This is a genomic window from uncultured Maribacter sp., assembly GCF_963975365.1.
Classification (GTDB): Bacteria; Bacteroidota; Bacteroidia; order Flavobacteriales; family Flavobacteriaceae; genus Maribacter.
On the sequence record NZ_CAXBGF010000011.1, the window covers coordinates 40,503 to 61,644 of the forward strand.

The window sequence follows — 21,142 nt, forward strand, 5'->3', positions numbered from 1 at the left end:
ATTATTTTTTTACTTCGGCAAATGTATAGTATTCCATTTAGCTTATCAAAAAATTAACCGATGTTATAATACCCATAAAATTATGAGCAAATGCATAATTTTTTAAGTTACAGACACCTTTTTAATTTCCGAAATTATAGCGTATGGTAAATCCTGTATTGATCGTAGTTTGTGGAAAGGCGGTAGAAACCGCAAATTTGGAAAAAGAATGATCATAAAAGAACAACGCATTCAGGTTCTTACTAAGAGCGTAATCAGCGGTAAACTTTAAAGACATTAAATTTTGCCCCGAGGTTATTTGATTGTTATTGATATCTAGATTTCTAATAATCGTAATATTATCACGCAATGTCACGTCGGCCTTCAAATTTAAGTCTCCTTTTAACCTTGTTTTATTTCCACCAATATTTGTCACAAATTTGACGTCTTTGAAACGATACCCCAGCCCTACCGTATATTCTTTACCGTTAATTTCAGTCATAAGATTGTTGTCAAAACTTAATGATAAAGCCCTATCTGTTCTGACCTCGGCCAAAATACTGATTGAATTTTTCATCTCAAAATCTACCCTAACCAGTGGATTAAATTGATCCGTTAGTACTACGTTATTCAAAATTAAATCTGACAATAAATCACCGGTTTCAGTATCTACTTGAGGCAAACCATCCTTACGTAATTGAACTTTTTCAAGATTCGTCTGGTATGAGTTAATACTGTAAGAAGAACGATACCCATGACTTAAAGAAAAACGCTTGAATTTCTTTTGAAACCATTTACTCTTCATCAACCCTGTATACTTTATACTCCAGTTAGGTATTGGTATATCTCTAAAAGTATCTAAGTTAACGCGACTTGCATCTTGCCCTGTATACGCTGCAAAGAATGCAGGTAGTAAAACCTCTTGCTGAGTTTTGCCATATAATTGAGGAAAACCATCATCATCTAATGTACCAGCAGCTTGACCCCTATCAGCAATTAATCTATTGGCTATGGTAATCCTATTCTCCTTAAACTGAGTAAAATTATCTGAATCGAACTCATCGCTTTTTCCAAATGCGGTACCAATCATCATGGTAGAAATACTAAAACTACCATAGTTATTACCTAATTGGACATTATATTCTTGATCGGTAACATTAAAATTTTCTTGATAACTGTCTGAATATTGTCTATCAGCCACCAAATCAATAGTAATATCTTTAGTTGGTTGTGCCGTAGCCGTAATATTTAATTGCTTATTTGTTCTTTGTATGAATTGCTCGTTGAATTCTGAAAAATTTGTCAACCAACCATTTTTAGCCGCTTCGAAACGAACATCGGCTTGACTACCAAAAACAAAACCTATTGTTGGCCTAGCCGTACCAATAAAACCCACAGACTGGGTATAGCCTGGAAGCACTGTACCATTATTCTCACTGTAGTTAAAGTTCAATCTTTTTACCATAGTAACAATATCAACTACAGTATTGAACATATCACTTGTCTTACCCTTAATTTTTTCTTGATTCGCTGGCACTCCGGCTTTATCACGTCTAATAGGTCCAGCAGTAGATGCCTTTGGAGCTTCGCGCTTTTTAAGCCCTATCATATCATAAAATTTTTGCAAGGTTAATGAAGATGTTATCGTATGCGTATTTGCATTCTGCACGGTATTGACATCACTACCGACCACTGCTAAAATAGCATCACCACCTCTTTGCCAATCAAAGTTACTGGTATAGGTATATTGCGTACTAATAAAATCTAAAGCAGGTATTTTTGCGAAGGGAACTTCATAATTTAATTGCATCTGTTGCGAATGTCTGTTAGGCTCACCAATATCAAAGAAACCATCCCATAGCCCTAATGCAGTGTTAATTCTATCTACTGATTCCAAGGGCTCATCTTCATTAAGGTAATTACGAACAATATTATTATTCGATGCCGTAAGGTTTAATCGCAACGATTTTGTAAGATTATAATTAACAGCGTACTGCCAATTAAATAGATAATTACGTTGTTGCAATTCTGGTAATTGAATTCTGTCCTCATTCTCCTGATAAACATCTCTAAATCGTTGTGCATTAAATTGTCGATTTATATTAGAGTTTATACCTATGGTCGATGGTAATAGGTTTAAGTTTAAATCTTTTAACCATTGCCAGTACTTACCTGTAAAAAGTGAATCCTTTTTTGCAAATGGAGCAACCTCTAATGGTTCAAAACTGTGGTTATACACAAAACCGGTATTCACTGTTTGGTCCCTTAATTGAGAAATCTCAAAATCGCGATGATCGGTTTCGTTATAACTATAGTTAAATGTAAAGTTCTCTATATCGTAAAAGTTGGCGTCAGCTTCTTCTCCACGATCCTTACGAACCCCTATTAAATTTATACTTGTTCTTTTTGTATAATCTTCCGCCTGCTCTAAAACATCATCTTTACCTTCTTGAGTATCTTCAGCGGCTATTCTATCATCAAGTTTTAAATCATCATATACAGGGTCAAACTCAGGAGTAATTACTTGTTCAGAAATACCATAATTAAATGGTAATTGAATCCCCCATTTCTTTGGTAGTAACTGACCCACATTAACATTCGTAACAACATCATAAGAAATGGCATCTTCACGAGCACGTTCATTTGGCATTTGGTCAATAGAACCAAATCCAGAAGTACTCTTACTACCGGTAGCGCTTATATTGGCAAAATCGGCAATATTGGCATCAATAGCCGCAATGGCAGCCCAACCTCCGTTATTATCTAATCCGGCAAGACGAAGTTCATTGAACCATACCTCTCCCCTTGCAGGTAAAATGTCTTGGTTCTTAATACCCACCATTATAGTACGAATACTACCCAACGAAGGGTTACCTTTTATTCCAATTCTAATTCTTCCAGGGGTTCGAACATCAAATTCATTTACTGGAATAACTTCCCCGTTCTCTACTTCAAAAAATCGAATATCACTTAGATCACCATCAGATATCCACAGAGATTTCACTTTATTTAAATCGCTTAGGGCAATATTCATTTCATTCGCCTCTGGCCATACCTCACTATCCGAAACCGCTGTAAAAGGAGTAAATTCTAACGGAAGCTCTATTTGATAAAAGTTTTGCGAGAAATCTGTTCCCATTCTCAAGAAACCTACTAAAGGAGTAGATGTATCTGCATAATCACTATCTACAATTTTCTCAGCATGCATGAACATTTTCAAATTCTTATACTGACGTATATCAATATTTAAATTCTTGAAGACTCCACGAGAATCACGAGGCTCTAAATTCTCTACCAATAAAGAAAGAGATTGTTCATTTTGACGGATAATTGTATTGTTATTATTTAATTGCTCTCTAATAACACCTGGAGGTAATATATATGGAATAGGCGTCCTATTACTATTTTCCTCAATATTTACCGTATTTACATCTAAGGTAGTACCATCATCAGAAGGATCATTATCAATATCTTTATCTTGTAATGTTTTCGTATAGGTACGCCAATCTCCTCGAACCAAATCTAAGGTTGCAAAACGAAGTACAGTAGGACTATTAAAACCCGTCATATACATTCTCATAAAACTAATTGACCTAAAATCGGTGATACCGCCCACTGCATCTGTAAAATCACTTAAAGGAATTTTATACTGAATCCAACGATAATTGACATCATCTCCATTAGGAATTCTAGTACCGCTAGCTACACCCTCTCTTATATCGGTCACATACTTATCATTAATAGAGGTATTCGGTTTAATCGCTATTCGATATTCGTAATAACTATTCACCGTATTCATAGTTAAATCACGATCGATATCTTCAACATCTGGTAACGTTGTAGACCCCCTATCGGTATTGGTTACAGAAACTGGCGAGTTACCTTCCGGACTATTAAAATCAATATATCTTTCTAAAATACTACCTTCTCTATTCAGATAATAAGCGTAATTATCCAAGGCTGGATCACTACCTTCATTATTCGTGAAAATTGAACTTTCGTTAACATCATTCAATCCGTCAAAACCAATATCCTGCAAACTCCTGTTAGGTTCACTAGCATCAAATGCATATACTAAAGATTGTGTTGCGGGTACTTCACCCCATGCAGTAGACGCTATAAAATCGTTACTATCAACACCCGGCAATCCATTTTCATATTGCTTTTTACCATCACGCAAAATATCCTCTGAGATATTACCTAAGTTCAGTACCAATTCACCTGCACCTGATGCTATACCATCTACATATGGATCCATTACCCAAAACTGAACGAACTCCACATTACTCTGCTCAAAATCAGTACTACTCAACGAGCGCATCATACCACCCCATTTTTCGCTAGGTGAATCAACTTCAAAGTTTGGGTTATTATTATAAGGTCCTTTTACTGATGGATAATACACCATATCTAAGGTTGTTTGTACCTGAGTTTGACCTTGTGCAACATCAGTCTGCGGAAAAACCTCATCGATATATATTCTACGGGTAGGATTTGTAGAAACATCATCATCACTTATTTCTGCAGGTCTTTGATTGGTATAGAAGATAGGATCTATGGTATACCATGATAATTTAGCCCTACCATAACCATTCAATAAGTTATCTGCATCGTCAGGAGAACTGCCGAAAAGCTGACCTCCGTTACCAAATTCTAAAGGCATACTTGATATCGACCAACCTAGGGAAGCCCTAATATCTATTAATGCTTGTGCACCTTCAAAATCATCTAAATAGGTAGTTGTTTCCCCATTGAAATCTGCATTTTTCGGAGAACTAGGTTTCAACATAGCCATCTCAGCTCTTATGGATACATTCGATGGAACATCGGTATCAATATTTGGAAGCCTGTTAACCATACGTGTCAACCAAGGAACTTCGGTAGAAAAATTACCGTTTAGTCCAAAAATCGTATTGTTAACCGGTTCAACCCCGTAATTTGATTTCTGTGTTAACGGGCGCTCATTCAAGTTTAATAAAGTACCGCCCAATACAAATTTTTCATTGATTTGATGCTCTACATTTACACCAGTAAATCGACGTGTTTGTTGACCAAACACTGCGTTGTTCTCAACAGAAATATTGATAGGAACATTAGAAGCCTCTAAACTAGGATCTAAAATTTGAACCGTACCTGCTTGGTAATTTACGGTATAATCAATGCCTTCTTGCAGTTGTCTACCTCCAGCAGTAACCCGTACAGAACCTCTGGGGACATTGAATGCACCAATAGGAATACCATTACTACCTTCTGATTTGTATTTACCTTTTAATAAGAACTTATTTTTTTCTGGATCCTGTAATGCAGCAGCTTTCGTCAATTCATACATGTCTCTAAACACATATTGCTCTTGGTTTGCATTATACCCAGAAACATTATCATACTGACCACTATTACCGTTCTCTAATTGTTCATATAAAAATTGACCAAACGGTTCTACTTTCGTGAAAATAATACGACCACCTTGTACATCTATGGTCTGACCGGCTACGAAATCAAAAAAGCCATCACCACCTGGTTGAATATCATTATAAACGTTTAATCTATCTAGATTAAAAACGTTCAACAGTATTCTTTCTTCTAGACCTTCGGGCCAACCTGAACCAGGGCCTTCTTCAACAGGTGTAATATAGTTTCTAGGTGTAGGATCAGAATACAAAATATTCATCTTAAAATCGTCTTGACTTAAACGAAATGCGCCGGTAGCGTAGATATTTTTCATCATTAAATCCCAAATAGGATCTTTGATGTTTGTAATATTACTTTTTAATAACTTAAGTATTAATGTATTGTTTTCAATAATAGGATTTGCACCTTGTGAAACCGTAGTAGCTTCTAAACCGCCATTCGCAAATTCACCAACCTGAAAAACTTCACCTTGAAAGGTATATTGAAAGGCAACACCCAGTACTTCATCATTACTTAATCTTTGGTTTAATGAAATATAGCCTAATTGAGTATTATACTCAAAATCTCTACCCTGCTCCAATTTCCTTGCATTTTCCAATAACGCATAGTCAAAACCTTGATTAGGATTATACCCGCCAGAAAAACTGCCTGCATTAAAACCGCTTTCAACAGTAGCGATTTCTCTAATATTATCATTTAACGCACCTCCATTTCCAATTAAAGCCGGATCATAATCATTTGCATTGTTTCTAGGTCTTAAATCTGTAGGACCATTAAAAAATCCTGCTCCATTACCATTATTCTGACCCACTCTGGTTTTCCCGCTATCAGCCTCACCTAAATCTTGAATCGCAACTACATTACGAACGTTCATGGTCAGTTGACTTCTATTAGTTACCCAAACCTCTATACGTGTAATTTGAACCTGACTTTGTATATATGGATAGGTTGAAAGCGCACGGTCATAATTATCCCTAAAATATTGTGATAAGAAAAAGTGCCTATTCTCATCATAATCTAATGCAGTCAATGAGAACTCATTTAATGTACCACCACCTTGAGCTACAACAGTATTATTTTGAGAACGTTGTTCAGAAAAAACTGCAGTAACCGATGTCTTACCAAATTGAAGTTTTGTTTTTACACCGAATAAACTTTGAGCACCTTGAATTAAGGAACTATTTAAAGGCATGTTCACGTTACCAACTTCTATAGATTGAATAATATCATCTTCAGTTGGCGTATAATCGAGCTTTACAATATTCTGAAAATCGAAAGTAGCTTCGGTATCATAATTTGCGGTTACTTGTAAACGTTCTCCAATTTTACCCAACATACTAAGACTAATACGTTGATCAAAGTCAAATGAAAGATTGGTTCTATTACGAGGTGAAAGTGATGGATTATCGTTTTTCTGCCAAATAACACCCAAATCCATAGCTACAGAGCCCTGTGGAATAATTTCTATTGTATTACCGCCAAAAATGGAAGTAAAAAAATTATTGTTCACATAAAAATTGGGAAGTAAGTTTTTACGTGCTTCTTCACTACCGGCTTTTCTACCAGAAAAAGCATCGGACTTTTCTTTAAAATAAGACTTAATACCTTCTTTCTCTATAAGATCAAAATATTGATCAGGAGTCAGAATTATAGGATATCCTATATTAAAATCTCCAACGCTTTCATTGTAGATATAACGATCAAGCTTTGGGTCGTAAATATATTTAGAAACGATACTATCTGGATTCTCAAGAAGTATATGACCAAGATCATACCCTGTCTTTACAGAATCAATCTCCTGACCCTCTGTTTCTTGAGCCATAACTACTGTTATGGAACCAAAAAACATGAAGAATAAAAAGATAGACTTAAAAGAAGTTTTAAGATTTTTAATTGCCCCGATTTTTTAAACTTATTACAAATTTTTGAGCGCGAGTTTAATAATATTCTCCACGCTTAATGAAGAATCTTGACTAAGCACTTTATCGACAACCCGTTCTGCCTGTTTACGTGCGAAGCCTAGAACTTCTAAAGCAGATAACGCTTCATCTTTATTTGTATTGTTTGCACTTAGCGAAAGTTCGTCTATATCATAGACTTTTAATACCTTATCTCGAAGATCTAAAATTACACGTTGCGCAGTTTTTGTTCCAATTCCTTTAATTGCTTGAATAGTGGGGACATCACCATTAGCAATTGCATCTCTAATTTGAGATGGTGACATCGAAGAAAGCATGGTTCTGGCAATACTTGAACCAATACCAGAAACGGACAGTAATAACCTAAATATTTCACGTTCAGATTTCTCCATGAAACCGTATAAAGTATGCGAATCTTCCTTTACTTGAAGATGTGTAAATATGGAAATGTTTTCCTGTGCCGGTAATTTAGAAAAAGTATTTAACGATATATTCACAAAATAGCCAACGCCACCACATTCAATAATAATATGTGTTGGATTCTTCTCTACCAGTTTACCTCTTAAGTGATGTATCATATATCCTTAAATTAAATAAGGAAATAAAGTTAAACACTTATCTCCCTATTCCTATTTTACTTAAAATCTTAACTTATTTACTTCGTTTCCTTTGCCTTCTTACGTTTTTCACGCTCTTGCACATCAATAACAGCAACTGCAGCCATATTGACTATTTCATCAACACTTGCCCCTAATTGCATGATATGTACAGATTTTCTCAAACCTACCATAATCGGACCAATAGAATCTGCTTTATTTAATTCTTTTAGCAATTTATACGTAATGTTAGCCGATTCTAAATTCGGAAAAATCAATGTGTTCACGGTTTTTCCTGCAAGTTTTGAAAATGGAAATTTACTTTGATGCAACTCCTTGTTGAGCGCAAAATCTATCTGTATTTCACCGTCTACCAATAAGTTAGGCTTATTTTCATGCAAAATTCGAACTGCTTCCCTAACTTTTCTTGAATTCGGATGTGAAGAAGATCCAAAGTTTGCATAGCTTAACATCGCAAGAACGGGATCAAACCCAAAGTTTGAAGCTACATTCGCAGTCATTTGTGCAATATCTGCCAGCTCCTCAGCATTTGGCTCAATATTTATTGAAGTATCAGCCAAAAACATAGGACCTCTTTCAGTAATCATAATATTTACAGTAGCCACTTTTTTCACTCCTGTTGCCCTACCTATTACCTCTAAAATTGGTTTCACTACTGTTGGATAAGCTCTCGAATAACCCGATATCATACCATCGGCATCACCTTCTAAAACCATCATGGCGCCAAAATAGTTACGCTCGCGCATTTTTATTTTTGAACTGTAAAAAGTAACTCCACTTCGTTTACGACTTTCCCAATATTTAGTAGCGTAACGTATATGACGCTCATCAAATTCTTCTGACATTGGATCAATGATTACCAAATCGGCATCAAACTCCAATTCCTTCTTTAATTCTAAAATAACATCTTTTCTACCTAAAAGTACAGGAATAGCAATACCTTCTTCATGTACGATCTGAGCTGCTTTTAATACATCTAAATGGTCTGCCTCTGCAAATACAATTTTCTTAGCATTAGAACGAGCTCTACCGTGCAATAGGCGAACAACTTTATTATCATTCCCAGAACGCATCATTAATTCTTCTCGATACTTGTCCCAATCTTGAATTGGTGCCTTTGCTACACCACTTTCCATAGCCGCTTTGGCAACAGCCGGGGGAATCTCATAAATTAGACGTTGATCAAAAGGTTTCGGAATAATATATTCTTTTCCAAAAGTCAACCTAGTTTCACCATATGCAATATTTACTTGTTCCGGCACAGGTTGTTTTGTTAGATTGGCTAATGCTTTCACAGCAGCCATTTTCATAGCCTCGTTAATTGCGGTAGCCCTAACATCTAAAGCTCCCCTAAAAATAAATGGAAAACCTAGCACGTTATTTACTTGGTTTGGATGATCAGATCTTCCAGTTGCCATAATGATATCCTTACGGGTAGCAATGGCCAAATCGTAGGCGATTTCAGGATCCGGATTTGCCATTGCAAAAACAATCGGGTTCTCCGCCATAGAAGCTAACATCGCTGGTGATACTACATTAGCAATGGATAGCCCAACAAAAACATCTGCATTTACCATTGCCTCTTCAAGCGTATCAATTTTTCTATCCGTAGCAAACTCCTTCTTTGATTCTGATAAATTATCAGCATCCTTCCGAATTACACCCTTACTATCAAGCATTACAATATTCTCTGCCTGTGCCCCAAAAGCTTTATACAATTTAGTGCATGAAACAGCAGCTGCACCAGCACCACTGATTACAATACGAACTTCATCCATTTTCTTATTGGAGAGCTCTAATGCGTTTAGCAAAGCCGCTGCAGAAATGATTGCAGTACCATGTTGGTCATCATGCATCACAGGAATGTCAAGCTCCTCTTTTAATCGACGCTCTATTTCAAATGCCTCAGGAGCTTTTATATCCTCAAGATTGATTCCTCCAAAAGTTGGAGCTATCATCTTAACGGTTTCTATAAACTTATCTACATCTTCCGTATCCACTTCAATATCGATACCATCGATATCAGCAAAAATCTTAAATAAAAGACTTTTACCTTCCATTACAGGTTTAGAAGCCTCAGGACCTATATTCCCTAAACCTAAAACAGCGGTACCGTTTGAGATAATGGCCACTAAATTTCCTTTAGAAGTATATTTATAAACGTTTTCTTTATCCTTCGCTATTTCCAAGCACGGTTCTGCAACACCTGGGGAATACGCCAAAGCAAGATCTCTTTGAGTACTATATGGTTTTGTTGGAACAATTTTAATTTTACCAGGCTGTGGTTTTGCGTGATAAATAAGTGCTTCCCTTCTTAGCTTTTCGTTGCTCATGCTCTACTATTTAAAAAAACAAATTTAAAGGTAATCTTTATAGAAGCCTGAAAAGAAACAAGTTTTATATTAATAAAAATATAACCCTAAGGTTGATATAAAAACATCAAATTTATTATAATTACAAGGCTTCTTCCTTTTTATCTATATTCAAACGAATGGCAAAAAATGCTGCAATAACGAAAAATGCACCTGCAAATAACATAGCATTAACCGCATTACCACCTAATAAATACTTATAAATTGGTCCGAATGTGAGTGTTTCAATTCCCATAGGAATTACAATCATCATATTTAATATTCCCATATAAACACCACGTCTTTCTTGCGGTACTACTTTAGACACCATGGTGTAAGGTATTCCCATCATTGCTGCCCAACCAACACCGAAAAGAACCATAGGCACTAATACCATCATGGGGTCTTGAATGAATGGAATTGCAAATAATGCAATCGCGGTACCTACTAAACTTAACGCATATACCTTTTTTCCTCCGTATTTTAGTGTCAAGGGCACTAAAGCAAGTGCGACAACCATAGTAACGATGTTGTACGTTAGGCTCATTTGTGCTGATTGAGATGCCGCCTCACCGGTTGAATACCCCATTGTTAGTTTAAATAATGGCGTTGTATACTGCCAATAAATAAACAAAGCATACCATTGAAAAAGATAAACTGCACCAAGCTTCCACATGAATTTCGGCATTTTCTTAATAGACTCCGAAATTTCAAGAAAAGGTAATGCAATACGATCGGCCAAAGGTTTTGCTTTTGCTCGATTAATATCTACTAATTCATCGGAAGTAGGTGGGATTTCAGGCGTTTTTAAAACAGACCATAAAATCGTGGTAATCGAAAGAATTGCGCCGATATAAAATGAGTAATACAACCAAGTTGGAATTGTGCCTGCCACTTCTACAGATTCACCACCAAATAAATACTGAAATAATACAATGGAACCATTTGCCAAAAGTATACCAGCACCGACAAATAAACTTTGCATTTGGTATCCTAAGCTTAATTGTTTTTCTGGCAATTTATCACCTACAAATGCGCGATATGGCTCCATGGCCATGTTGTTACCCACATCTAAAATCCATAATAGGCCTACTGCAAACCATAACACCGGACTCGTAGGAAATGCGAACAGACACAAACTCCCTAAAATCGCACCAATTAAAAAATAGGGCTTACGTCGACCCCATCGTTCTGACCATGTTTTATCTGACATTGCTCCAATTATCGGCTGAATAACCAATCCAGTTACCGGGCCTGCAATATTTAGAATTGGAAGCATATCTTCGGGTGCCCCTAAGTATAAGAAAATTGGATTAATTGCTGTTTGCTGTAGTCCGAAACTATATTGAATCCCTAAGAATCCAACATTCATATTAAATATCTGCCAAAAACTAAGACTCGGTTTATTTATTTTCATTTACGTTTATTAATTTTTTTATACAGAAGAGACAATTACAGTATTCTTATTAGAATGTAATAAATTTTTATAATTACCTAATATTAACCTGCTAGCAATATAATATAATTAAGTCTTCGTACAATTTTTCTAAGAAACAAAAGTCTTCGAAAACGTTTGAAAAAATTTATTTATTTTAAAAAATCAATATTTCTTGTCAATCCTGTAAACTTGGTTCGCTTTACAGCTGACTTTTTAAAAACCTTTTGAAAAACATCTTCAGTAATTTCATCCCAGTCTTTTTTTGTCATGGAGAGCATTTCAGGATTTGGGTTGAATAATGGTTCTTTATGTGGTTTTGAAAATCGATTCCAAGGACAAACATCTTGACAAACATCGCAACCAAACATCCAATCATCAAAACTTCCTTTAACATCAATGGGCAACTCATTTTTTAATTCTATAGTAAAATAGGAAATACATTTACTGCCATCCACTGCATAAGGCTCAACAATTGCTTGCGTAGGGCAAGCATCTATGCAAGCAGTACATGTGCCACAATGGTCAGTTACCTTATGGTCATACTCCAATTCTATATCAACTATTAGCTCCGCTATAAAATAAAAAGACCCTAATTGCTTTGTTAATAAGTTACTGTTCTTACCAATCCATCCTAAACCACTTTTTGCAGCCCATGCCTTATCTAAGACCGGGGCAGAATCTACAAAGGCACGCCCATTGATTTCGCCAATCTCTTCAGTAATAAATTCTTGAAGCTGTTTTAGTTTTGATTTAATAATATGATGATAGTCTTGGCCATAAGCATATTTAGATATTTTATAGGAATCTGCTACTTGTGTTTCTTCTGGAAAATAATTTAGAAGCAATGATATCACAGATTTAGACCCTTCCACCAACAAGCGGGGATCTAAGCGCTTATCGAAATGATTCTCCATATACTTCATTTCGCCATGCATATTATTGCTGAGCCATTTTTCCAATCTTGGCGCCTCTTCTTCCAAAAAATCTGATTTAGATACACCACATGATAAAAAACCGAGGCGTTTGGCTTCGGTTTTAATACTATTGGTCCATTTAGATTTTATGTCAATACTCAAAATAACCCTGGTTGAATGCCGCCCTTTATACGACCTAGATGTTTATAGGCAAGCTCAGTTACTTCTCGACCCCGTGGGGTTCTCATGATAAAACCTTGTTGAATTAGAAAAGGCTCATACACTTCCTCTATAGTTTCTGAACTTTCAGATACGGCAGTTGCCAATGTTGTTATACCCACTGGACCGCCTTTAAATTTATCGATAATTGTAGTCAAAATTTTATTATCCATCTCATCTAAACCGTGAGCATCAACATTTAAAGCTTTAAGACTAAACTTTGATATTTCCATATCGATAGAGCCATTACCTTTAATTTGAGCAAAATCTCGCACCCTTCTTAATAACGCGTTACAAATTCGAGGTGTTCCTCTACTTCTACCCGCAATTTCAATCGCGGCTTCTTGGGTAATAGGAACACGTAATATTTCGGCACTTCGCTCAACAATGGTAGAAAGTAATTCGGTAGAATAATATTGTAGTCTACTTTGAATACCAAACCTAGCGCGCATTGGCGCAGTTAATAACCCCGAGCGTGTAGTTGCCCCTATCAATGTAAAAGGGTTTAAATTAATTTGAACAGAGCGGGCATTTGGCCCGGTTTCTATCATTATATCAATTCTGAAATCCTCCATAGCCGAGTACAAATATTCTTCAACTATAGGGCTTAATCTATGTATTTCGTCAATGAACAATACATCACGTTCATCTAAATTAGTCAGTAATCCTGCTAAATCACCGGGTTTATCTAAAACTGGGCCTGAAGTAATTTTTATACCTACCCCCAACTCATTAGCTAAAATATTGGCTAAAGTTGTTTTTCCTAATCCTGGAGGACCATGAAATAAAGTATGGTCAAGAGCCTCACCCCTTCTATTGGCTGCTTCAACAAACACCTTAAGATTCTCTAGCACCTGTTCTTGACCTGTAAAATCGTCAAAATTAACTGGGCGCAATGCTCTTTCAATATCCAATTCCTCACTTGAGAAACCTTCTGAAGATGGGTCTAAATGCTCATTCATATACTCACAAAGATATACAAACACTAGATAACTTCTTTAGTAAGTGGTTTTCTAAATTCAATTTAACAAATAGACAATCAGCGCATTATTTACTCACTACAATTAGGCATAAATATTGTAATTTCATAGTATGACAAAAGAAAATTACACTGCAGAAGTTCTTCAATATATCGCCATATTTTATATTATTTGGTCCGATGACCTGTTATCGGCATCTGAAATTAATGTCGTTGAAAATGCTATAGCTGAGGACAGCACTTTAACCCAAAGTGATAAAAAACAACTTCGTAAATGGTTAGCTGTAAATAATCCGCCAAAAAATCAAGTATTCAAATCTTGGAAACAACTCATTACCAACAGTGGTGTTAAACTGGTAGAGCATGAGACCTACCCTTTAACAGCATTTAGCCAGAAAGTAGCTTCGCATTATCACAAGGGTATTGCATTGAATGACCATATTCAAAAAATAGAAGTCAATCTTGGTATTCAACCTAATCATTACAACCATTTATTTGATGTTCAAATCGATGTAGATAAAAACTCGACTCAATATTCTGCTATTGAAATTGACAGCATTTTAAAGGGTAATTACGCGGAGGTGGTCGATAATTTTAGACAAGTGTTAAAAGACCCTATATTCTCTTGGGAGATACGCAGAAATAAAGAAGAGTTTAGAAATCATGTTTTAAAGCAAGTAGAATTTCTAGCAGATAAAGGTTATGGCACTATGGCTTACCCAGAAACCTATGGGGGCACAAACGACATGGAAGGTTACGCCTCTATTTTCGAAAACATGATGTTCGTTGATGGGAGCTTGGCCATAAAATTTGGTGTTCAATTTGGTCTTTTTGGAGGTAGTATTCAGAAATTAGGAACTAAAGAACACCACGACAAGTACCTTGCGGATACTGGATCTGCCAAACTTTTAGGGTGTTTTGCAATGACAGAAACAGGACATGGTTCTAACGTACGGGGAATAAAAACTACAGCAACTTACAACCATGCTACAGAAACTCTGGTTATTCATACTCCCGGAAAAAATGATAATAAAGAATATATAGGTAATGCGATACATTCTAAGATAGCATCGGTTTTCGCTCAACTAATAGTCAATGGGAAAAACCAAGGAGTACATGCAATTTTAGTTCCACTAAGAAATGAAAACCATGAATTACTACCAGGAATTGAAGTGGAGGACAATGGTTACAAACTTGGTTTAAATGGTGTTGACAATGGAAAAATTTGGTTTAATCAGGTTACAGTGCCTAAAGATAATTTGCTTAATAAATATGGAACAATTCTTGCGAATGGAGATTATTATTCAGAAATAAAAAATCCGAATAAAAGATTTTTTACCATGTTAGGCACCTTAGTAGGTGGAAGAATTTGCGTGGCCAGAGCTGGATTAGGAGGTGCGAAATTCGCACTTACTGTAGCTATAAAACACGCATTAAAAAGAAGACAGTTTAATGATAGCGTAAAAATTCAAGAAGATTTACTAATGGATTACCCATCGCATCAATTGCGTTTAACACCTTTAGTCGCAAGTGCTTATGTCTACCATATTACCTTAGACAAAATGATGAAGGTTTATTGCGATGAATCTCAACCCGACAAAAGGCAAGTGGAAACCCAAGTTGCCGGACTAAAATCGATTATTACATGGTATGCAAACGACACTATACAAGAATGTAGAGAGGCATGTGGAGGGAAAGGTTATCTTTTAGAGAACCGTATTGCTGATTTAAAAGGCGATGTTGATATTTTTACCACATTTGAAGGAGACAATAATGTTCTGCTTCAACTAGCCGCAAAGGGAGTTCTTTCTGACTTTAAAGCAGAATTTAATAGTGCTGGGTTTTCCACCGTATTGAAATTATTGAGCTCACAAATAAGCGATAAGCTATCAAACATAAACCCACTATACGCCAATAAAACAGACAAAGACCATTTGTACAATCCGAAATTTCATGTACATGCTTTTGAACATAGAACACGAAGATTAACCTATACTATAGCCATGAGAATTAGGGGTTATATTAAAAAAGGAATACCGTCTTACCAAGCCTTTCTTAAAGTACAAACTCACTTAATGACACTTGGCAAAGCATATAGCGTCGAACTTGCATATAAATCATTTAAAGAGCACAACAGCACTATTTTAGACCCACATCATAAAGCTCTTTTTGAAAAATTAGGAACACTCTATGCTCTTTCTGAAATAAGAAAAGATGCTTCTTGGTATTTAGAACAAGGCTATATTGGAAGCTCTAAATCAAAAGCGATACGACAACGCGTTGAAAGACTTTGTACAGAAATGAGACCACATTTAGATAGCCTGGTAGATGGCTTTGGTATACCAGACCATTGCTTGAAGGCTCCGATAGCTAATTGATTGTCAAGCAAAAAATCGAATAATTAACAATTTATTAACATGATTATTAATATATATATCTTACACTAATTATAAGAATTATATTGTTAATTTAAATTGCACTATTATGAAACAACCTTATTATTTTATTATTGTATTTTTATTTATTTCATTGGTTTCCTTTACTTCTGTAAAAAACAGCACACCTATTGATTTAACCAAGACCGAGAAAAATAGTTCTACCCTTGAAGAAAAAAAGGCTATTTTGACAGAATTTTATTCAAACCTTATTAAAAATGAAATTGATAAACGATTTGCCGAAAGCAAGGATGGTAATATCAATGAAAAGGAAATGATTGAGAATCTTGTACTTTTAACTGAATATGGATGCGCATACAGTGGTACAGGTTGTACGGGAAATCAAGTTTGTGGTGTTTCTAAAAAATATGCTAAAACTTTTGGATATAGTTCGTATAGCACTTATAATAGCGGTGTTTGTGAAGATGTACCAAAGCCATAGTTCTTAAAGTTATTTAATTGGGCGTTAAAACGGTCGTTTTAACGCCTTCTTTTCCTAATTGTACGAATGAATTATAAATTTTTTATTTTACTATTTCTTATTGTTATAACTAATATTTTTTCACAAGAAAGAATATTGAATATTGAATATGACTTTTATTTTAAAGATTACTTTCCAGAGTCTATGAAAATAAGCCTCATAAGTAATGGTAATCAATCACTTTCAACTCTTACCCGCACCATATATAATAAAAAACTGGATTCTTTTGAGGCAGAACTTACATCATTTTATAAACATTATTATAAAACCCAGGATTCAATATTATCTGAGGAAGAATTGGACGATAAAAAATATTTTATCAAAGAACCTTTAGATCAATTTAAATGGAAGTTGACAGGTAATACTAAGACTATATTGAATTACGTATGTCAAGAAGCAACTGTTTCTTTTAGGGGGCGTAACTATTTTGCCTACTTCACTTCTAAAATCCCCTTTAGAGTTGCTCCTTGGAAATTTCATGGGCTTCCGGGCGCGATGTTAGCCATAGCAACGGATGATGAAAATATAAAAATAGAAGCGCAAAGCATTAAATTTGAACGCTTTAGTGGTACAATCGGGAATCCTTATTTCAAAGTTGAAAACACCATCACTTGGCAAATTTTTGTAGATTTGGCTATTAAGAATTGGCAAGATTTTAAAAACCGAGTAACTAGCCAAGCACAATCTTTGAGTAACAGTCAAAGATTGTCTATGGGTATGCCAAAGATTAGCCCAAGTCTAAGAATGGAAATAATTATTGAACAAAATGGCAATAATTGAATCATTTTAAACCATACTTACAAAAAGTATGCATAAATCACGTAATCTCTATTTTTTAGTATTCTTTTTCCTATTCAGTACCATTGCCATAGCCCAGAAGGAAATTATGGTTACTGGTACGATTACAAATGAACAGAATCACCCGGTGCCTTATATTGATGTAGTTCTAAAATCTATTGACAGTTTAAATTTAGTGATAGGTTTCTCTGTTACCGATAATTTTGGAAGATTTAAAATAATAGTTCAAACCAAAAGTGACAGGCTTCTATTAGAAACTTCATCTTTAGTTCATGAAACTGCTATTAAACCTATTATTATAAATAAAAACAACCTGTTTTTAAATGAAAACTTTCAACTAAAAAATCGGGTTGAGGAACTTCAGGAGTATGAGATTACAGCGACCCCTAGAGTAATAATAAGAAACGATACCACAATATTCAATCTTGAAAAATTAACGAATGGAACAGAGCGAGTTGTAGAAGAAATTCTAAAAAAACTACCAGGAGTTGTAATAGATGAAAGCGGAAGATTGAAGTTTAAAGGAAAAGATGTGGAAAGGGTTCTTATAGACGGTGACAACCTATTTGATGGAAACTACACAATAGGTACAAAAAGGATAAATGCCAGCTTTATAAAAGGTATTGAGGCCATCGAAAATTTTGAAGAGAATTCTTTATTGCAAGGGCTAAGTGAAAATGACCAAGTTGCATTAAACCTTAAATTTGGTGAAGGGGTATCACTTTCGGGAGATGCCGAATTGTCTTATGCCAACGGTAATCGACTTTCCTCAAATACAACTGCTATTATGGTCTCCAAACCACTTAAAGGATTTGGAATTGCATCTTTTAACTCAATAGGTAATGACCTAGAAAATACGAATTTTGATGCTACGGAATTTATTGATAGGTTGAGAGAGCAACATTCTAATGGGCTAGACGCACCAAGCTTTATTGGTCACAACAATGGTTTATTTCCTGACAATAATAGTATTTCCAATAATGAGTACTTCGGCAGTTTGAACCTCCTTCCTAAACTATCAGACACTGAAACTTTACGCTTGAATTTAGATGCACTTTCTGACCAATCTCTTGAACAAAGAACTTCACTAACTCTAATTGGAAATGATACTAATAATCCCCTCCGAATCGAAGAAAAAAATAAAAATTTAATCAAACCACTATATTTTAATTCAAGTGCTTATTTTCAAAAATTTAGTTCCCCTTCAAATTCCTGGTCCACTAATATAAAAATATCCAAACTAAAGAATGAAAAACAATTATTGGGTATTCGCAACGAACAAGAGCAAGAAGAAAATTCGATTTTCAAAGAACTGTTTCTGTCAAACAATACAATTTATACACATCGTATCGATGAAAAACGTGCAATCAAAATAGAGGGTTTAGCGATTTTAAGTGAAAAATCAGAATACTTGACCCTTTTCTCAGGAATTGATTTTAATTCTTATACCCCTATTGCAGATACGAATAACGAACAGAATGTGCATTCCAAAAAGAAGCAGGTACAATTTTTAACAAATTACTATCAAAAAATTAGAGAAAATGATAAGTTGAATTTAAAAATGAAGATAATAAATTTTAAAAATAGTTTAATAAGTACGTTAACCAGTACTGATGAAAGCGTAGCCTTTGAAAATATTATAGACTATGAGGTTTTTGTACCTGAAATTACAGCTGACTATATTTTTAAACAAGCAAACATCAGTTTAAGACCAATTCTAACGGCAAAATTATATTCCTACAACTACTTTGATGAAATGATTTCAAGTAATCGAAATAATTCAAAATTACTTTTAGATGCTTCAATACGAAGTAAATATGAACTAAATAAAAGAAATAGCCTTACAACAAGCTTTGAACATTTAAACGAAATTCCTAATGAAGAAATTCTTTACACCAATTTTATTTTACGTTCTAATCGCATTATTGAAAAAAGTGAATTGAACTTTCAAAATCTAACTTCGGATGCCTTAGGTCTTTTTTACAACTATAATAATTTAATCAAGGATACAAATCTTAGTTTAAGTTTTATCTATAAAAAAGACCACAACACCTATCTTTCATCAAATAACATTAATAATTATATAAATATAGTGACCAACATTGGACAAGGTAACGTATCAGAAAATCGGATATGGAATCTTAGCTTTCTCAAATATATAAGTGTATTACGTTCAACAATTCGTTTTAACTCTTCTTACAATAATTCTAATTATATAAATTTTCTTAATAGTTCTGAGATGCGTTATAACAAAATGGAGTTATTAAATACCAACTTAGCCATTGGGACATCTTTTATAGGCAAATTCTTATTTGGAAATAATTTAACTTATACTCAAACAAAATTTTCAAGACCCAACTTTCAAGGATTTATAAACCAAGGAATAATGAATAAATTTGATATCACTTATGTACCAAACGATAATTTAAGGATAGACACCTATATAAATTATATAATTCCAAACCTTAATAATAGCCAAAACAATACTTTGACATTTAACAGTTCAATTACCTATCAAAATAACAAAAAGACAATTTCATATATTTTGGAGGGTAGAAATTTATTGAATCAAAGTCAGATTGGTAACATTAAAAATACTGACTTTTCTACAACGATTACATCTGAATCATTGTTCGATAGACTTATTTTATTTGCGGTTAATTTTAAATATTGAAACCGTTTTACACATACTTTATTTAACCGCTCCGATTGCGAATTAGTTATTTCCCTTTTCTAATCTAGAGGTATCTAAAAAGTCAGAAATTGTAATCTTCGGATCGCCATAAAGCTTAGTTTTAGTATTTCCTCTTGAGCTTAATTGAAAATTACCTAAAGCTCTAATTTCAGCATTAGGTGAGTCTTCTGTAACCAAAAGAACATCGCTTGTCTGTAACTCAGATGCTTTCAATGAACTGTTTCCATATAATTTAGCCATTAAGAAGTCAGCAGTGCCTTCAACCTTAGCTGAAGCATTTTCATACATATATATACTGTTGTTGGCACCTGTAGTATATAGTTTTACATCAATCCTATCCTTTAAAATAACGTTTAGAGAATCGCTAGCCAAATTAAAATCGCCAGAACTAATTTCCTCCATAGTGATATCAATAATGTCAGCGGTAGCATTTAATTCTAATCTAGAAGTACCAGAAGTATGAACCTTTAAACGGTCAGTTGAAATGACATCTTTCATACTAATCTTTCCATTTAACATCGTTACAGCGGTTAATTCTTGAAAGAAAATAGTGATATTAAGCTTTTTTTTAGAAGTGATGTTATAGAAGGATGATATTTTTAAAATACCATTTTCTACTTTAAACTTGAGAACATCTACTAAATTATCATCTAATTCTAGTGCGTAACCCTCTTGAGAAGATTTCTGAAGTACGATATCTAAATCATCTAAAAGTTCTATAGCTGTATAAGGTTCTAAATCCTCTCTAACTTCTATTACATTTTTATTACCCTTAATTTTTGGCTTACGTTGTGAATACATTTGAAAGGAAATAACCGAAATAATCAACAGAAGGGCAAAGTTTTTCATAATCATTATTTTAATTTAAAAAATGAAGATATTGCTTTTTATATAAAAAAAACAACTTA

The 21,142-nt window shown here is 34.5% G+C and carries 11 protein-coding genes; 4 read left to right on the forward strand and 7 right to left on the reverse strand.

Annotated elements, in window-relative coordinates:
• Positions 1–121 precede the first annotated feature (121 nt).
• From sprA to ruvB, 6 genes are all read right to left on the reverse strand, one after another.
• Positions 122–7,237: a cell surface protein SprA gene (gene sprA, locus AACZ49_RS12840; RefSeq protein ID WP_339655540.1), complete on the reverse strand. Its 7,116-nt coding sequence runs from the start codon at positions 7,235–7,237 to the stop codon at positions 122–124.
• 66 nt (positions 7,238–7,303) lie between these two features.
• Positions 7,304–7,885 (reverse strand): Holliday junction branch migration protein RuvA, encoded by a 582-nt coding sequence (ruvA, locus tag AACZ49_RS12845; RefSeq protein ID WP_339655542.1) that lies wholly within the window; start codon positions 7,883–7,885, stop codon positions 7,304–7,306.
• A gap of 77 nt (positions 7,886–7,962) precedes the next feature.
• Positions 7,963–10,257, reverse strand: a complete 2,295-nt coding sequence (locus tag AACZ49_RS12850) for an NADP-dependent malic enzyme (RefSeq protein ID WP_339655544.1) — start codon at positions 10,255–10,257, stop codon at positions 7,963–7,965.
• Positions 10,258–10,378: 121 nt separating this feature from the next.
• On the reverse strand, positions 10,379–11,692 hold the full coding sequence (locus tag AACZ49_RS12855; protein ID WP_339655547.1) for an MFS transporter: 1,314 nt from the start codon (positions 11,690–11,692) through the stop codon (positions 10,379–10,381).
• 170 nt (positions 11,693–11,862) lie between these two features.
• Positions 11,863–12,783 (reverse strand): tRNA epoxyqueuosine(34) reductase QueG, encoded by a 921-nt coding sequence (gene queG, locus AACZ49_RS12860; RefSeq protein WP_339655711.1) that lies wholly within the window; start codon positions 12,781–12,783, stop codon positions 11,863–11,865.
• 2 nt (positions 12,784–12,785) lie between these two features.
• Complete coding sequence (gene ruvB, locus AACZ49_RS12865; protein ID WP_339655550.1) at positions 12,786–13,808, reverse strand: Holliday junction branch migration DNA helicase RuvB; 1,023 nt, start codon at positions 13,806–13,808, stop codon at positions 12,786–12,788.
• A 130-nt stretch (positions 13,809–13,938) separates the two neighbouring features.
• On the opposite strand from ruvB, the gene AACZ49_RS12870 reads away from it, so the two are divergent.
• From AACZ49_RS12870 to AACZ49_RS12885, 4 genes are all read left to right on the forward strand, one after another.
• Positions 13,939–16,203 (forward strand): acyl-CoA dehydrogenase, encoded by a 2,265-nt coding sequence (locus AACZ49_RS12870; protein WP_339655552.1) that lies wholly within the window; start codon positions 13,939–13,941, stop codon positions 16,201–16,203.
• 106 nt (positions 16,204–16,309) lie between these two features.
• The gene (locus AACZ49_RS12875; RefSeq protein ID WP_339655555.1) at positions 16,310–16,702 is read left to right on the forward strand and encodes a hypothetical protein; all 393 of its coding nucleotides are present in this window, start codon (positions 16,310–16,312) and stop codon (positions 16,700–16,702) included.
• Between the two features lie 66 nt (positions 16,703–16,768).
• Positions 16,769–17,521: a GLPGLI family protein gene (locus AACZ49_RS12880; protein ID WP_339655558.1), complete on the forward strand. Its 753-nt coding sequence runs from the start codon at positions 16,769–16,771 to the stop codon at positions 17,519–17,521.
• A gap of 28 nt (positions 17,522–17,549) precedes the next feature.
• Entirely contained in the window at positions 17,550–20,213 is a 2,664-nt protein-coding gene (locus AACZ49_RS12885) for a hypothetical protein (RefSeq protein ID WP_339655560.1), read from the forward strand.
• 42 nt (positions 20,214–20,255) lie between these two features.
• Here AACZ49_RS12885 and AACZ49_RS12890 read toward each other — a convergent pair whose 3' ends face one another.
• A complete protein-coding gene (locus AACZ49_RS12890; RefSeq protein ID WP_339655563.1) occupies positions 20,256–21,083 on the reverse strand; it encodes a DUF2807 domain-containing protein in 828 nt (275 codons plus the stop codon).
• Positions 21,084–21,142 lie beyond the last annotated feature (59 nt).

Excerpts from the sequence above, each read along its gene's own strand:
- AACZ49_RS12880 (WP_339655558.1), top strand. The coding sequence starts at position 16,769 with ATGAATTATAAATTTTTTATTTTACTATTTCTTATTGTTATAACTAAT.
- AACZ49_RS12885 (WP_339655560.1), top strand. The coding sequence starts at position 17,550 with ATGCATAAATCACGTAATCTCTATTTTTTAGTATTCTTTTTCCTATTC.
- AACZ49_RS12875 (WP_339655555.1), top strand. The coding sequence starts at position 16,310 with ATGAAACAACCTTATTATTTTATTATTGTATTTTTATTTATTTCATTG.
- AACZ49_RS12890 (WP_339655563.1), bottom strand. The coding sequence starts at position 21,083 with ATGAAAAACTTTGCCCTTCTGTTGATTATTTCGGTTATTTCCTTTCAA.
- ruvB (WP_339655550.1), bottom strand. The coding sequence starts at position 13,808 with ATGAATGAGCATTTAGACCCATCTTCAGAAGGTTTCTCAAGTGAGGAA.
- AACZ49_RS12855 (WP_339655547.1), bottom strand. The coding sequence starts at position 11,692 with ATGAAAATAAATAAACCGAGTCTTAGTTTTTGGCAGATATTTAATATG.
- ruvA (WP_339655542.1), bottom strand. The coding sequence starts at position 7,885 with ATGATACATCACTTAAGAGGTAAACTGGTAGAGAAGAATCCAACACAT.
- AACZ49_RS12850 (WP_339655544.1), bottom strand. The coding sequence starts at position 10,257 with ATGAGCAACGAAAAGCTAAGAAGGGAAGCACTTATTTATCACGCAAAA.
- AACZ49_RS12870 (WP_339655552.1), top strand. The coding sequence starts at position 13,939 with ATGACAAAAGAAAATTACACTGCAGAAGTTCTTCAATATATCGCCATA.
- sprA (WP_339655540.1), bottom strand. The coding sequence starts at position 7,237 with ATGTTTTTTGGTTCCATAACAGTAGTTATGGCTCAAGAAACAGAGGGT.